At 54.9% G+C, this 16,957-nt stretch carries 10 protein-coding genes; 3 read left to right on the top strand and 7 right to left on the bottom strand.

The window, feature by feature from the left end; genetic code table 11:
- From Q363_RS16055 to Q363_RS16050, 3 genes are all read left to right on the top strand, one after another.
- Positions 1-915: DUF1254 domain-containing protein (locus tag Q363_RS16055; protein ID WP_211256208.1), on the top strand; the 915-nt coding region annotated here is incomplete at its 5' end.
- The gene (locus Q363_RS42820; RefSeq protein WP_211256207.1) at positions 854-1,267 is read left to right on the top strand and encodes a DUF1214 domain-containing protein; all 414 of its coding nucleotides are present in this window, start codon (positions 854-856) and stop codon (positions 1,265-1,267) included. The genes Q363_RS16055 and Q363_RS42820, both read left to right, overlap by 62 nt.
- Before the next feature lie 234 nt (positions 1,268-1,501).
- Positions 1,502-2,101, top strand: coding sequence for a hypothetical protein (locus Q363_RS16050; protein ID WP_035352053.1), 600 nt, complete (start codon positions 1,502-1,504; stop codon positions 2,099-2,101).
- Positions 2,102-3,224: 1,123 nt separating this feature from the next.
- Here the strand turns inward: Q363_RS16050 and glgX are convergent.
- From glgX to rbbA, 7 genes are all read right to left on the bottom strand, one after another.
- Positions 3,225-5,420 (bottom strand): glycogen debranching protein GlgX, encoded by a 2,196-nt coding sequence (gene glgX, locus Q363_RS16040; RefSeq protein ID WP_084080412.1) that lies wholly within the window; start codon positions 5,418-5,420, stop codon positions 3,225-3,227.
- A gap of 65 nt (positions 5,421-5,485) precedes the next feature.
- Complete coding sequence (locus tag Q363_RS16035) at positions 5,486-7,993, bottom strand: glycogen/starch/alpha-glucan phosphorylase (protein ID WP_035352048.1); 2,508 nt, start codon at positions 7,991-7,993, stop codon at positions 5,486-5,488.
- Positions 7,994-8,099: 106 nt separating this feature from the next.
- On the bottom strand, positions 8,100-10,535 hold the full coding sequence (locus Q363_RS16030; protein ID WP_051978857.1) for a phosphoketolase family protein: 2,436 nt from the start codon (positions 10,533-10,535) through the stop codon (positions 8,100-8,102).
- Positions 10,536-10,999: 464 nt separating this feature from the next.
- Entirely contained in the window at positions 11,000-11,539 is a 540-nt protein-coding gene (locus Q363_RS16025) for a hypothetical protein (RefSeq protein ID WP_035352045.1), read from the bottom strand.
- A 597-nt stretch (positions 11,540-12,136) separates the two neighbouring features.
- Positions 12,137-12,952: a polyphosphate kinase 2 gene (ppk2, locus tag Q363_RS16020; protein ID WP_035352042.1), complete on the bottom strand. Its 816-nt coding sequence runs from the start codon at positions 12,950-12,952 to the stop codon at positions 12,137-12,139.
- Between the two features lie 86 nt (positions 12,953-13,038).
- A complete protein-coding gene (locus Q363_RS16015; RefSeq protein WP_035352039.1) occupies positions 13,039-14,163 on the bottom strand; it encodes an ABC transporter permease in 1,125 nt (374 codons plus the stop codon).
- 3 nt (positions 14,164-14,166) lie between these two features.
- Positions 14,167-16,950, bottom strand: coding sequence for a ribosome-associated ATPase/putative transporter RbbA (gene rbbA / locus Q363_RS16010; RefSeq protein WP_035352037.1), 2,784 nt, complete (start codon positions 16,948-16,950; stop codon positions 14,167-14,169).
- Positions 16,951-16,957 lie beyond the last annotated feature (7 nt).

Genomic DNA, 16,957 nt, shown 5'->3' with positions numbered 1-16,957 from the left:
GCCAATGCCGATACCATCTACACTGTCGCCACTCTCGACCTGACGAAAGGCCCGTTGGTCATCGAGGTGCCCCCAATGGCCCTTGGCACTCTCAACGACATGTGGTTCGGCTGGATCATCGACATCGGTGCTCCTGGCCCCGACCGTGGAGAAGGGGGCAAGTATCTGATCCTGCCACCGGACTATGACGGTCCGATACCAGACGGCGGTTTCTATGTTGCGCGTTCGAAAACAAACCATGTCCTCTATGCGGTCCGCGCCTTCATGGACAACAACGATCCAAAGCCTTCCGTTGCCCTGATCAAGAAGTCGCTGAAGATCTATCCGTACACGCCGGGTGGTGTCGGGACCAGCATTGCCTCGGCACTTCAAGGTCATGTCATGCTGGCGCCAAACCCGCCTGTACCGGAGACGAAGTTTGTCGAAGCCAGTGGAAAATCCTTCAACACGATTCCCCCCAACGACTTTTCCTATTTCGAGATGCTCAATGAACTGGTGCAGTTGGAGCCGGCGACTTCGTTCAACCCGGAACTCATGGGCCAGTTGGCAGCCATTGGCATCGTGAAGGGTAAGCCTTTCAGTCCGGACGCAAAGACGCGCAAGATCCTCACCGATGCAGCGGCCGTAGGCAATGCTGCCGGACGGGCGCTGAACTGGCGTGCCTCCGAATATCCCGGTTGGGCATACTACCCAGATTCGATGTGGGCCAACATGTTGTGGCAGGGTGGTTACAATTTCGAGACGCCACCTCCTGATTACCAAGGAGGGGTTCAAACCGTTTCCGCCGACTGGCGCGCGGACGCTCGACTCCCGAACGGCCTTCTACTATGGCTACACGATGGACTCGCCGGGCATGATCATGCGGTTACCCATGGTCGGCTCGCAGTATCTGATGGGCTTCCTCGATTCCGATAAGAACCCCTATGACGGTGGCAAGACCTACAAGGGGGTGTTGCCGCCAGACATACCCGCTGCCAAGTTTTGGTCGTTCACCCTGTACGACAATCAGACGCGCTCGATGCTGCATACGCCGCAACGCTACCCGCGTGCAGGGAGTCAGACGTACCCCTCACCCGCCGCAGTTGCGAACTCGGACGGCTCCACGACAATTTACTTTGGCCCCTCCAAACCAGCTGACGCTAAGGGCGGGAACTGGATTCAGACCATGCCGGGGAAGGGCTGGTTCATGCTTCTGCGCCTTTACAGCCCGAAACCGTCATTTTTCGACAAGACTTGGCGCCCGAGTGAGGTCGAACTGGTGAAGTAGGAAGCGATTTATGGGCCATTGAGATTTCTTAGGCCCTACTCGCTCGGTATAGCAAAACGAACGCGCGTAACGGCTCTGGGATGTAAAAAGGCCCCGAGAGACTCGGCGACTCCTATTGTTCGTTGATCTATTTTTTCTTCGCACTCAACTATTTGCGCTAGTAACCAAATCCCCGAGCCATCTGTAGGGTCGAAGGGCTCCTCTGTTGCAGTTCAGTCGTGAAAGGAGAATATTATGCAGATCCGTTCGAATCTTTCTAAGACAGTCACTATCAGTCTCATGGTTGCTGGATTACTTACGATCGTTGTTGCTCCAGTTTCGGCCAGAGACAAGTACGAAACCATCGATGCCCAGGCGTTTGGTACCGGCACTCAAATGGGACAAAATATCGGCATCACCCTGAATATCTACGAGTTCTCGACGCCGGCGGACAGAACAGTCCTCGTGCAGGCATTCGAGAAAGGACAGAACCAGGGTCTGGTGACCGCGCTGAGCAAGATGAAAGCCGTAGGTCATATCGAGATCACGGGCACGCTCGGATATGACTGCGCTTACATCAAGATGACCCCGACCCCGACTGGTAGAAAGATTGTTTTTGTAACAAATCGTCAGATCACGTTTGGTGAAGCCTGGGCCGACAGCCAATCGCAGTCGTTCAATCTAACCGCTGGACAGTTCGACCTCAACGACCAGGACAAGAGCAAGAGCACAGGGCAACTCTATCCCCTGGCACAGTTAATCCTGAACAAGGAAGGCGAGTTGCAGTTGGAACTGAATCAAAACCCCTGGAGGCTGTCCGGCATTATCGACTGGAAGGGAACAGCCAGCAACTGAGGTGTGATGCGGCTGCCGGCATGTGCCAATTTCTTCATGGAATGATGCTCGACATTCCTAAGTGTCAGATCTGCGGCGTGGGTATAAACGGAACCTTGTGAGGTTGCTATGGAAATGAAGCAATGTATCGTAAACAGCTCCGCAGCACTCCTGCTATCGGTCATTTCCCTGACCAACTATGGAAGCGCCCAATCGAAGAGCAGCAAATATGCTTGCCCAGAGACAAATCCTGCACAACTGTGCAATGCGGGTAACACCTGCGGATCAGCTTCGAATCCATGTGTCGTCGACGTGAAAAGGACTTCGAGTGCGGCTTCCGCCACAGCGATGACCCAGAACGCCAAAGGGAATGCACTCTTCTGCGTGAAGACAGGAACAACCGTGCAATGGAAGAGCACAGATAAGGAGATAGGTTTCGTTGTCGACCTGGGACCCGCATCGCCGTTTGAACCGGCAGGAGCCATAATCGGCGGCTCTGATCGTTCCGTTTCCGTAGTGGCAAAAAAGACTGGATGTTACAAGTATTCCGCCGGAGCATGCAAGTCGGGAGCGATCTATGGGATGTGCGGAACTGGGTATGCAAGGCTCATTGTTGTTGACGGTCACTAAGTGAACTCAAGTGCTTCTTGAAAAATCGGCCAGGACCATTTCGGTCACTATTGAAACGCCGCGCCAATCTTCTTTATATACGGAGGTGTCGAACCCGCAGTTGGGCTCAAGCTCAATCGCTGTTTGTTCGCAAAAGCGCTGCGGTTCTGATTCTTGCTGCGGTGTTCATCTATTGGTATCGGCGCCGGGCCTCCAGCTAGTCATTCACTCGTTCCCGCCCTGCCGCGCCACGGCACGCTCCGGCCATCGACTCCCTAGAACAAAGTCGCGACAAGCTGAACAAGATGAAGGAGCCGTACTGGGCCAACCAGGTAGCAATCCAGCGCCAGGAAGTCGCGGCGTGGTTAGCCTTTGCTGAAGGAGTGCCACTGATCCGCTCGCAGCGATGCGCACCGCCGCCGAAGTGGAAGATCAGACCGAAAGGAGCGCTGCCACCCCGGGACCGCTCGCCCCAGCGCGTGAACAGTTAGGAGAGATGCTACTGGAACTAAAGCAACCCTCCGAAGCTCTCAAGTCAGTCATGGCTGCATAGGTTCCCTGAAGAGGGAAAGTTAGCGTCTACAGGATGCCTTACGGTCGCGTAGCCGGTCTCTTGAAGAGTCTGAGTGCCATGACTTGTCCAGAGAACGACGACAGACCGAGGCCCCGCCCTATAAGTACGGTCCAGAATTGCAGGTGCTTTTTGCCACTCGACGATATCTTGCGGAGAATCCAGGTAAGTATCAATCCATAGGTGCCAGGACGTCTGATCGTTCGCGATTACTGGAAGTTCAAATTCGAGCTGCTCCCAATAGGCATTGAAGATGAAATAGACAAGTAGATTCTCCTCGGGCAACTCTACGCTGAGGGCGACACTATGCGAATAATCACTCCAGTCCGGCTGATCGAGTTTTACTCCATGCCAGCCTTTTAAGCCCCGGCTGATCAACTGGGTCAAAGTCATTCGCTGACGCTCGGGACCAATATCCCGCAATAGCCGTCTCTGTATCAATAACTTCACAAACCGGTGCACATCCCCGTGCTCTTCAAGGGATGCCCAATCGAACCACACGCTCTCGTCATTGTGGCAATACGCATTGTTGTTGCCATGCTGCGTGCGCCGGACTTCGTCGCCCATCGTGATCATGGGCATGCCGAACGAAAGCAAAGTGACGGTCAGGAAGTTCTTAACCTGTCGATTCCTGAGTTTCTCGATAGCAGGATCGTCGGCAGGGCCCTCGACGCCGCAGTTCCAACTACGATTATCGTCCGCTCCGTCACGGTTGCCCTCACCATTGGCTTCGTTATGTTTCAAGTTAAAGGAGACCAGATCGTTAAGAGTAAATCCATCATGGCACGTTACGAAGTTCACGCTCTGCTCGGCTTCACGTTCTTTCCAGCGATATATTTCGCTGCTGCCAAGAATCCTGTCAACGAAACGCCGCAAGGAGCCGTCCTCGCTGCGAAAGAAACTTCTTACATCGTCACGAAAGCGCCCGTTCCACTCTCTCCAACTATCCCCGACAAAACTGCCCACTTGGTAGAGCCCAGCCGCATCCCAGGCTTCGGCGATCATCTTTGTCCCGGCAAGAGCCGGATCCGACTCGATATCCCAAAGAATGGGTGGATTGGACATCAACTTCCCGCTGGTATCGCGTGCGAGGATAGACGCTAGATCGAAGCGGAACCCGTCCACGTGCATTTCTTCAACCCAATAGCGAAGACTATCCACGATCATGCGGCGCACGATGGGATGATTGGCATTGAGCGTGTTTCCAGTCCCGCTGTAGTTGGCATATCGTGAACGGTCTTGATCCAATAGGTAATATGCGCTGTTGCCGATCCCGCGAAAACAGAGCGTTGGCCCGTCGTGCCCACCTTCCGCGGTGTGATTGAACACGACGTCGAGGATGACTTCGATTCCTGCGCGGTGCAGTGCTTTCACCATGTCACGAAACTCGTTGACTGGGCTTAGAGAGTCCTTACATGAGCTATAGGCTTGATGCGGCGCAAAGAACGAGATGGGTGCGTAACCCCAATAATTGACAAGCCCCGGTGGGCAATCCTGGGCATCGAACTGGAACACGGGCAAGAGTTCCACTGCGGTGATCCCGAGTTCATGAAGATACGGGATCTTCTCGATCAATCCCCTATAGGTGCCGCGGGTCTTCTCATCAACGCCTGAACTAGGGTGAAGGGTGAACCCCGCTACATGCATCTCATAGATAATCGTCAGCGTTGATGGTTGGCGGAGCGGTTTATCGCCTTCCCAGTCGTATGCCGAGGGATCAACTACGACACTCTTCATCGCGGTTGCAGTATTGTCTCCTCGCTGGCGTGCAGCCTCTCGGTTGTAGTTTTGTGGGACAACCACGCCGCGCCCATAGGGATCGAGAAGAACCTTGTCCGCATCGAAACGCAGACCGCTATCAGGGTCGAATGGGCCGTGGACTCGATACCCGTAGAGCTGTCCGGGGCGAATGCCGGGCACAAACACATGCCAATAGTGATATGTGCGGTTCTCAAACGGATCGAAACTGATCACATTCGTAGGCCGCGCATCAGCTTCATCGTTGAAGAGCAGCAACTCAACAGCTGAAGCCTTGCGGGAGAAAAGGCTAAAGTTAACGCCCTCGTGAGAGACCGTGGCCCCGAGAGGAGCGGCTCTCCCGATCGTCGTAACAATCAAAGGGGAGCGAGAGACATTCGATGACGATTCGGTTGTCGGCATGTTCGTCTCTGCCTTTCTCCGTCACGCAGAGAAGATCGTGATCGGACCTACATGTGCTGCCGCGTTCATACCACTGGGCACGGTACGGCGTTCCATATGTCTTCTGCATACTGCCTGATCGTTCTATCACTCGAGAACCTGCCCGAACTCGCGATATTCAAAATGGCCTTGCCCGCCCACTCGTCTTGCTGAGCGTACAAGCCAAGCATCCTCTGGTCTGCCTCAAGATAAGATCTGAAGTCCGCGAGGTGCATGTAGTAGTCCCCATTAATCAGCAGTACGTCGCGGAGGGATGAGAAGATTCCCGGTTCGTAGCGGCTGAAGAAGTCAGAGAAAATCAAGTCCAATGCAGCGCGCGTTTCCGGTTCGTTTTCGTAGTGCCAGCGCGGGCTATACCACGCGCGGCTTTCCGCGACCTGACCTGCTGTCAGCCCAAACAGAAAGAAATTTTCCTCGCCCGCCTCTTCGACCATTTCGATCGTAGCGCCGTCTCGTGTACCAATGGTCAAAGCACCATTCATCATGAATTTCATGTTGCTCGTACCACTGGCTTCGTAGCCAGCCGTTGAAATCTGATTTGATACATCGGCAGCTGGAATCAACCGCTCTGCAAGCGAGACGCGATAGTCCGGTAAAAAGATAACCTTCAGACGGCCGCGAACGGCAGGGTCACCGTCGATCGTGCTGGCAACGTTGTTGATGAATTTAATGATCAGCTTTGCCAGTTGATACGCCGGCGCTGCCTTGCCGGCGAAGAAAAACGTTCGTGGCGCTATGGCAATGTCTGGGTTTTCCCGGATACGGTTGTAAAGCACGACAACCCGCAGGGCATTCAGCAGCTGCCGCTTGTATTCGTGAATCCGTTTGACCTGACAATCAAATATCGAGTCCGGATTCACCGTTTGCCCGGTGCTCGTCACCAGCCATTCTGCAAACCGAACTTTGGCTTCGCGTTTAGCCTTGAGGAATGCGTCTCGAAAGGCCCGATCAGTGGCAAGCGGCTTGAGGTTGCTTAGCTGGTCGAGATCTGTAATCCAGCCACTTCCAATAGCTTCGGTGATGGTTGCGGAGAGAGAGGGATTGGCGAGGATTAACCAGCGTCGAGGCGTGACGCCATTTGTTTTGTTATTGAACCGTTCCGGAAACATCTCGGCGAGGTCTCTTACCGTCGTCGCCCTCAGCAGGTTGGAATGAATCGCGGCGACCCCATTGGTGCTGTGCGAACCGACGATGGCTAGATTGGCCATGCGAATCTTGCGCTGAGGACCTTCTTCCACCAGGCTCATGCTCGCAACGCGTTGACTATCGCCGGGGAACCGGTTCTGGATCGCAAGAAGCAAACGACGGTTGATTTCGTAAATGATCTCCAGATGACGCGGTAGCAATATCTCAAACCATTCAACGGGCCACCTCTCGAGAGCTTCGGGGAGTAGCGTGTGGTTCGTATAGGCTAACGTCTGCTGCGTGAGCTCCCATGCGTGATCCCATTCAAGGTGTGCGTCATCCAACAAGATGCGCATCATCTCGGGGACCGCCATTGCCGGGTGCGTGTCATTCAACTGGATCGAGACCTTTTCTGGTAACGTGCTCCAATCTGCGTTATTCCGGCGGAAGCGTCGGATGAGATCCGCCAGTGAGCAAGCCACTAGAAAATATTCCTGTACGAGCCGCAACGTTCTGCCCAAACTTGTAGTGTCGTCTGGATACAGAACACGCGTTATCGACTCAGCCGCAAGATCCCCCGTTTGTGCAGCAACAAAATCGCCGCGGCTAAAGCTCTGGAAGTCGAAAAAATCTGTACTCTTCGCTGCCCAGAGCCGAAGTGTGTTTACGTTCTTACCCCCATAGCCAACTACTGGACGGTCAAAAGGTATGCCCCACAACGTGGACGGTCTTCCGCGAATCAGTCGAAAGGATCCACTCTGCAACTCAAACGAAGAATTCAGCTTGATTTCGACCTTCTCGTGCGGCCGCGCGACTTCCCAAGGATCCGGATGACGCAACCAATTGTCCGGCTTCTCTTGTTGCCAGCCGTCTTCAATGAGTTGTTTGAACATGCCATATTCATATCTCAGGCCGTAGCCCATGGCCGGAAGCTGCAGAGTGGCCATGGAATCAAGAAAACAGGCTGCCAAACGGCCAAGTCCTCCGTTACCCAGGCCTGCATCATCCTCTTGTTCCAGCAGCGAAAGGAGATCCACATCGTTTTTCTTTGCCGTTTCTGCGACAAGAGAATCGAGAAGAAGGTTAGTGAAATTGTTTGCCAGGGAGCGGCCGAGAAGAAACTCCATCGAGAGGTAGTACACACGTTTGGCATTCTTCTCTTCGTAGGTTTTCTCGGTAAGCACCCATCGTTGCGAAAGAACGTCCCGCACAGAACGCGCGGCAGCGTCAAAGCGTTCGCGTGGTCCGATGTCTTTGTCGTCTGTAACATTGTCGAAGTGGAGATGTCGTTGGTATAGCCCGTCCTCTGCCATGAACTGGATAGGGCCACATCCGTAATGTTCGAGGAGTCTTGCAGCATCTATCTTCACTATCTTCGGTTTTGGTGCCACGCGCGCGCTTGTACCCATCTGTTCCTCCTTCGTGAGGATTGGTGCGCCGGCTCATTCGGAGCTTCCCTCTTGCAGAAATCGTCCACTTCCTCGGGCCGTGCATGAGAGCATCAGTGAAGGGACTCTAGTGCGGCCATCTCCAGCCAGCCACCTCGGGTATATCGGTCCCGTGCTCGTAAGCGTAGTTCCGGCATGCAATCTGCATATTGCGGAAGCGTTCCATGGCGTGCGCTCCGACAGGCTGCAACCTCGGCACACGCTTGATGACGTCCATTGCCAGGCTGAAGCGGTCAATTTCGTTAGATATCGCTAGCTCCAGCGGTGTATTGATGTTGCCTCGTTCCTTATAGCCACGCACATGCATGTTGTCGTGATTTTTTCGCCGGTAAGCCAAACGGTGAATGAGCCACGGATACCCGTGGAAGTTGAAGATGATCGGCTTGTCGACGGTGAAGAGCGAATCGAAGTCGTGATCGGACAAGCCGTGGGGGTGTTCCGTACTGGGCTGGAGTTTAAAGAGATCAATCACATTGATATAACGGACCTTGATATCGGGAAACTCGTCCCGCAGCAGGCAAATCGACGCAAGAGCTTCCTGTGTGGGTATATCGCCGGCGGAGACCATTACCACATCTGGTTCGCTACCCTCATCAGTACACGCCCATTCCCAGATTCCGATGCCCTTAGTGCAGTGGGCGATTGCCGCGTCCATATCCATGTACTGAAGATGCAGCTGTTTGTCACAAACGATAACGTTGACGTAGTTCTCACTCTTCAGACAGTGGTTGGCCACGGATAAGAGGCAATTAACGTCAGGCGGTAAATAGATGCGTGTGACTTCCGCGCTCTTATTCACGACTACATCGAGGAACCCGGGATCCTGATGAGTGAAACCGTTGTGGTCCTGCCGCCAAACCGTGGATGTGACAAACATGTTCAGCGACGCAATGCTATCGCGCCATGACAGATGATTACAAATGGAGAGCCACTTAGCATGCTGATTGAACATAGAGTCAATCACATGAATGAATGCCTCATAAGAAGAGAAGAATCCATGGCGCCCGGTGAGCAAGTAGCCTTCGAGCATGCCTTCAAGGGTATGTTCGCTAAGCATCTCGATCACTCGTCCGTCAGGAGCTAGCTCGCCGCCATCAGCATCTTCGGGAAAATATTCCTCTATCCAGAACTTTTTGCTAACCGCGTAGATATCATTCAGCTTGTTCGACGTGTTTTCGTCCGGGCCGAAGACACGAAAGTTCTTCATGTTCAGCTTCATCACGTCGCGGAGGAAAGCGCCCAGCGGACGCGCGTTTTCTGCCTCCTGTGTGCCTGGTTTATCTACCTTGCAAGCGTATTCCTGGAATGCCGGCAGACGGAGAGCCTTCTTCAGGTGCCCTCCATTCGCGTGAGGATTAGCGCCCATTCTTCGCGCGCCAGTCGGTGCCAGTTCTTTGAGCTCCGGAACTAAGGTTCCGCGTTCGTCGAAGAGCTCTTCCGGCTTGTACCCCCGCATCCAGTTTTCCAGTTGATGTAGACGTTCTGGGTTCTTCTTCACATCCGCCATCGGAACTTGATGCGCCCGCCAGGAGCCTTCCAATTTGTGCCCGTCGATCTCACTTGGAGCGGTCCATCCCTTTGGCGTCCGTAACACGATCATGGGCCAGCGCACCCGTTCAGCTACTCCGGAATGGCGAGCTTCGTTTTGAGATTTCCTGATCTCGGAAACGCAGTGTTCGATGGTCGCAGCCATCGCCTGGTGCATACTCTCTGGATCGGAGCCCTCCACAAAGTACGGCGTCCACCCGTAGCCTCGGAAAAAACTCTCCAGTTCTTCGTGGCTTATGCGTGAGAGGAGCGTCGGGTTATTGATCTTGTAGCCATTCAAGTGCAGCACGGGGAGGACTGCACCGTCTCGGATCGGGTTCAGGAACTTATTGATCTGCCACGACGTGGCAAGTGGCCCGGTTTCCGACTCTCCATCGCCGACAACGGCTGCAACAATCAGTTCCGGATTATCGAAGGCAGCGCCACACGCGTGCGAGAGTACGTACCCAAGTTCTCCTCCTTCGTGGATTGACCCGGGTGTTTCCGGCGTGCAGTGACTTCCGATGCCGCCCGGAAAGGAAAATTGTTTGAAGAACGCCCGCAGGCCATCTTCGTCTTCGCTCTTATCCGTATAGATTTCCGAATATGCACCTTCCAAATAAACTGGAGCGAGAACTCCCGGCGCTCCGTGTCCAGGCCCCGCGAGGAAGATCATGTCTAGATCGTATTTCTTGATCAGGCGGTTCAGGTGAATATAGATAAATGCCAACCCGGGACTCGCGCCCCAATGCCCCAGAAGCCGACTCTTGATGTGCTCCGTTCTAAGAGGCTCCTTCAGCAGCGGATTGTCCTGTAGGTAGATCATGCCCAGCATCAGGTAATTACAGGCGCGCCAATAGGCGTGGGTTTTGTGCAACTCGTCCGCGTTGAGAGGTGTTCCTGCAATGGTGGATCTCGCGGGTCCATATGTACTCAAGGGATGGTGGACTTGTTCAGGTGCTGCCACGGGTGTCATAGTCGTGCTCCTTTTTGGCCGGATTCGCGGACTAAGGCTGTCAAAAGATATCCGCAACTTTTCAAAAACTGACGGCGGTCGAGGTGTGCCCCTCACAGAATCGTGTGGCGCCAGCAGAAGGGATTCGATCTCATAAGCATTCTTGCTCTGCTTGCTCTTTACGCCATTTGGATTTGGCCCGCTCTTCGAGCGCGATCCGACTGGTAGAACAGCTGAAAGGCCCCAGCAATTGGGTCAGATGATAGACCGAGGTCAGGACGGAAATCAAGGCGCTTGAGATCGCGGTGCAAACCCCGTTTTTACAATCTTCGGGGAACTTCCATTGTCAGTCAGTCTTACGCCGGACAACCTGTGAAATCAATTAGGGAAACCCCTAAGTCTGTAGATTCGCTTAACACACTGGCAGCTAGCTTGCTGGGCCATCGCGGTTCGCCCGGAGGTGTGGTCCGCGAGAGCAGCCCTGTTCATTTCTTGCTACTACTTTTCCACTCTATGCCACACGTATTTAGACACATCATGCAAGGGGCGTGAGACTTTGCACTTCTGCAGTTCTGGTCACAAGGTACAGCCCTGGTATTACAGCGGAGCACCATTACAGCAGCCGCGCGTGTGTAATGCTCCTCGCGGATCGAACCACGCGCTAAATCCAGAGTCTCAGTTGTGTCCAACGCTTCGTCACCCTTTAGGCGGACGGTAGCTTCGTATTTACCGCCTCTCTTGCGTTTGAAGTCAACAGGTTCTCCGTTGAATCCTACTGTAATGGTTTTTGGCAATCCCTCTTTCTCGCGCATCTCTTCACTGGTTCTGATAACGACGGAAACGCGCTTTCCACCTTCGCCGACGGGTTTGAAAGTGATCGATTTGAGATTGTCCGCTGTCGATGTAGGTTCGTTCTTATTGGTCTGCCCTTCCGTCTTGAACTGCTGAGCGACACCCAGTGTTGAGACCAACAGAAGTAAACAAACCAGAGGGAGAAGTCTTGTATCTCTGAGTTGCAGTTCCATGGATGCCCCCTTTTGTGCTCGTGTAAAGGAACGATGTTCCCGGTACATGTGAAACTGCGACCGACGGAGGCACAATCATACCGCTGCCCTTACCTGCGAAAGACCTAGCAGAAATGCCAGTAGACGATATTTAAAGCTGTGAGACACCGGTGTCAAGATTCACAGTTCTTTCTCCCACAATGCTTGCGTAGCCAATATCTCGGGCGTCCAGCATACTGGGGATTTCCCCAGTGGCGGAAGGCCGCACATTGCTCTAGGAATAATCCGAGGGTTCTTTGGCGCGACGAAATGCTCTGCCCTAACCGAGGCGAACTTTGATGCGGTTCGCAGCAGGAATCCTTCCGTGTGCTGGTCGATGTGGTAAGCACTGCGAATGGAGCGAGTCGCGCGTCGCATCAAGGACGACTGACAATCGCAACCATGCGGCGCGGTCTGGTGCTTGACAAACCGATGACCACCGACCCGAAGGACGTCATGTTTTGAGTTCGACCTCGCGGAAGGGGAATCCTCTCGCGGGCAGTACCGCGTGAAACTCTCGGAAATGCTGAAAACATCCAAGGTGTGATTCCTCCAACTTCGATTTTCTGAGCCCGACATTCAATATTTCTCGGGTACGAATCTTCTCCCTTTAAGAGAAACCTGATCATCGTACGCTCGCTTCATCGATCTTTTAGGCAGCTTGATTTTCTTCCGCGGGAGCTTTTTGTATGGAATCAAGCCTAAGAGGTGGCTGATGCAGTTGAGGCGCAACCGCTTCTTGTCGTCCGACCGCGCAATATACCACGGAGAATCCCTTGTATCTGTAGCTTGGAACATCTGATCCCGTGCCCGCGAGTAGTCGTACCACCGTTCGCGGGATGGGAGGTCCGTCGGGCTAAGCTTCCACTGGCGCAGCGGGTCCTCGATGCGTGCTTTAAACCGCCGCTCTTGCTCCTCGTTGCTTACTTCCAGCCAGAGTTTGACTAGCCTGATCCCTCCTTCCACAACGTACTTTTCAAACATGGCGCAAAGTTCAAGAAAGCGGCGATGGTCTTTCTCAGTGCAAAATCCCATCACCGGTTCCACTCCGGCGCGGTTGTACCAACTGCGGTCGAAGATCACAATTTCACCGGCGGCTGGAAAATGCGGAATATAGCGCTGCATATACATCTGGCTTTTCTCTCGATCGGAGGGGGCGGGCAGCGCCACTACACGGAAAACGCGGGAGCTCACGCGCTCTGTGATTGCCTTAATGGCCCCACCCTTTCCAGCACCGTCGCGGCCTTCGAAGACAATGATGATGCGCTCGCCTTCGTGTTTGACCCATTCCTGCAAATGGCAGAGTTCGGCCTGCAGTCCCACGAGTTCCTTTTCGTATTCCTTCCGTGCCAGCTTTAGCTTGATGCTGGCGTTGCCTTTGACTTGCTTTGCCATATGGTTGCCTCCTGACAAGCTACTTTCCGTTCTAGCGTTACTTCCGGAATCCTCACGGTTACGCATATCTGGTGTCGTGTCCCTGATTATTTCGTGACTGCGATCGACTTGCGGAAGAGCGCAACGCTATATGAGAAGAACGCCAGTCCAATCACCGCTACCATTGCGAAGTTGCGCCACACGGCCGCTAGTCCGCCGCCGCGGTAGATGATGATCTGCGAGAAACTGACGAAGTGCCGTGACGGCAGGAAATACGTGATCGCCTGCAACCAGCCGGGCTGGCTTTCAACGGGAGTCGATCCGCCTGAAAGAAGCTGAACCACCATAACCACCAGGACGATCAGCAGCGCGAACTGCGCCATTGACCGCGAAATGGTTCCGAGGAACACGCCGAGCGCCGTCGCAAAGAACAGATATAACAGAACGCCAACGAACCACAGTGCCACCGATCCTTGGACGGGCACCTTTAGAACCATTCGTACAACGAGGAACAGCGAAAGCATCGTTGCGACGAGAATCACCAGACCATTCGCCAAGACCTTCGCCATTGCAATCTCGAAGGGGGTGAGCGGCATCACCAAGAGGTGTTCGAGCGTGCCGTGCTCGCGCTCGCGGATCACCGCGGCTCCCGTGAGCACGATCGTGAGCAGCGATATCTGGTTCATGATGGCCACGATGCTCGAGAACCATGCCGAGACACCGTTCGGATTGAACAACTTGCGCTGCACGAGGTTCACGGGGCCGCTTGTGTCGACATCCGTGCGTTTGAGATAGGTCGCGAGCCGTTGGGTGATGATGTTGTGGATGTAGCCGGCGCCGATGCCTGCCTGCTGCATGGCGGTCGCGTCGATGTTCACCTGGACGTCCGGCTGGCGTCCGGCACGCAAATCCCGTTCAAACTGGGGTGGAATCACGACGACGAACATGAAGCGGCCTTCGTCCATGACTCGCTCGATTTCGTCGGTTCGAATCCTCACTGGATGCTGAAAGCGAGGGGGATAGAATGCATTGATCAGCTCCTCCGACAGCGCGGACTGGTCCTCGTCCGCGAAGGCGATCGAGGCATTGTTGACCTCGTTCGACGTGCCGCTCGCCTGCTGGTAGATGGTCCACGTGAATGCGTAGAGCACGAACATCACCAGTACCTTGTCGCTCAGGACGCTACGAAGCTCCTTGATCGCAAGCCAGAAGATGTTCTTGAGCGAGTCCATTCTCTACTTCTCCTGCTTCTTCAGCCCGAGCATGCTTACGAACAGGAGCACGGGGATCCAGCAGAGGAGAATGAGCATGTCGTTCCACATGAGATCGGCTCCTAGGCCTTTCGTGTAGGCGCCCAGGCTCGAGTGCATGTAGTACGTTGTGGGCCAGATGGAGCCCACCGCACCAGCACTGCCCTCCAGTGTCGATACCGGCTGCAACATTCCTGAGAACTGGACCGATGGCTGAATCGTGAGAATAGCCGTGACGAACACGGCGGCGACTTGAGTGCTTGTGAATGTCGAAGTCGCCATTCCAATTCCTGTTGTGACAAAGACATAAATCAGCGTGCAAAGCGCCAGAAGCAGAAAGCTTCCCTTTATAGGGACACCGAACACGATCAAGGCAAGCGTCACAAGAATGAAGAAGTTGATCATGGCAATGACAAGATACGGCAGTTGCTTACCGAGCAGATATTCAAGCCGTCCTGTTGGCGTTACGTAAAAATTGATGATCGAACCCAGTTCCTTTTCGCGCACGATGCTGACCGTCATCAAAACCGCTGGAATCAGGATGAGGAGTATCGCCGGCACGCTGGGGACAATCGAGTAGATACTCTCGAACGTGGGGTTATAAATGTAGCGATCCTGGAAGTTGGCGGTGTACTTGGTCGGCCCTTGATAGAGCCGATTGTCCGGGTCTGCAAGAAGTGTGTTCTGGACCCCCTCCATGTACCCCCTGATCGTTTCGGCACGGAAGGGATTCGCGCCATCGATCTGCATGAAGACGTCTGGAGTGTTGCCGCGACGCAGGTCACGGCTGAAGTTCGGAGGGATCTCGACCACGGCTGCGACTTCGTCCCGCTGCATACGTTTAAGAGCATCCTCGTCGGAGAATGTTGGAGGTTGCCACATGAAATATCGGGGTATTGATCGGAACTGCTCGAGGTACGTCCGGCTGTCCTGAGATTGATCGCGATCCAAGGCAGCCACTTTAATATGCTCAACATCGGACGTAATGCCGAAGCCGCAGACCAGCATTAGGACGGCCGATCCCAGGAAGGCAAAAGTCAGCCGGATGGGATCGCGCATGATCTGAATCGCCTCGTTACGCGCATAGGCCATCAGCCTGCGCAGCGGCAGAGGAAACGCCGCTTTCTCGTGTGCCGGAGCGGCAGTGGACGCTGCGGCCACAGGTACCTCGCTCGCAATCTTCGCCTGTATCGAACCTTTTGCCTCCTGCGCGATCCCGTCTTCCATGTAGCCTATGAACGCCTCCTCGAGATCCTTGGCGCCGCGCGCCTCGATCAACTTCTGCGGCGCATCGCAGGCGAGCACCTTGCCGGCATTCATCAGCGAAATGCGATCGCAGCGCAGGCCTTCGTTCATGAAGTGCGTCGTGACAAAAATCGTCACACCCTGCTCACGAGAGAGCTGGACCAGCAGCTCCCAGAAGCTGTCGCGCGCAACCGGATCGACTCCTGAGGTGGGTTCGTCGAGGATCAGCAATATGGGGTCGTGGAGCACAGCGACGGCCAGCGAGAGCCGTTGCCGCACGCCCATGGGCAGCGAGTCAGCCAGCGCATCGAGATGTGGACCTAGGCCGAATCGTTCGACGAGGTCCTCGATGCGCGCCTTGGCTTTGTCGGGCGGGATGTGAAAGAGACGTGCATCCAGTATGAGGTTCTCGCGCACCGTGAGCTCGCCCCAAAGCGAGAACGCCTGCGTCATGTACCCGATGTTGCGGCGAACCTCCATGCTGCCGGCTTCGACCGATTTACCAAAGATCTTCGCCGTGCCTTCGGTGGGAGGCAGGAGTCCAACCAACATCTTCATCGTCGTCGACTTGCCGCAGCCGTTGGAGCCGAGAAAGCCGAAAATTTCTCCGCGCTCGATCTGCAGGCTCACGTGATCGACGGCTGTGAAACTGCCGAAGCGCTTGGTCAGGCCGTTCGCCTCGATAGCGATTTCGGGTTTGTCGCTTACGGAGCGTGGCGGAATCACGAGCTCCACATGTCCCTTGCGTTTTTCTTCCGGGAGCAGACCGACGAAGCAGTGCTCCAGATCTTTGGATCCCGTGCGCTCCATGAGTTCAGCTGGCGTTCCTGTCGCGAGGACTTTCCCCTCGTCCATCGCGACGATCCAATCCCATTGCTGCGCCTCGTCCATATAGGCTGTCGCGATGACGACGCTCATGCTCGGCTGAGTCTTACGAATATCATTGATGAGCGCCCAGAACTGGCGCCGTGAGAGCGGATCTACGCCTGTGGTCGGCTCATCAAGAATGAGGAGATCCGGGTCGTGGACCAAGGCTCCGCATAGCCCTACCTTCTGCTTCATGCCTCCCGAGAGCTTTCCCGCCGGACGATCGGGAAAGGGCCCAAGCCCGGTGGCATCGAGCAGCTCTTTGACTTTAACGGGGCGCTCACTCGGGGAGAGGCCGAAGAGCTGCGCCATGAAGTCCACGTTGTCGTGGACGCTGAGCTCCAGGTACAGGTTCTTGCCGAGACCCTGCGGCATGTACGCGATCTTGGGGCACACGGCGCGCCGGTGCCGCAGTTGCCTCATGTCGCCGCCGAGCACGTCGATCTGTCCCTCCTGCATCCTTTTCGATCCCGCCATCAGCCCTAAAAGCGTCGACTTGCCGGCGCCGTCCGGACCGATGACGCCGACCATGATCCCCGATGGAATGTCGACCGAAATTCGATCGAGCGCGAGCACTTTGCCGTAGTGGTGCGTGACATCTCGAATCGAGGCGACCGGTTTGATCTGCGAGGACGGGTATTCAACCGCTGTTGCCATAGAGCAC

Origin of the sequence: Edaphobacter aggregans DSM 19364, assembly GCF_000745965.1 — a bacterium.
GTDB lineage: Bacteria > Acidobacteriota > Terriglobia > Terriglobales > Acidobacteriaceae > Edaphobacter > Edaphobacter aggregans.
This window is presented reverse-complemented; position numbering and strand designations above follow the sequence as displayed.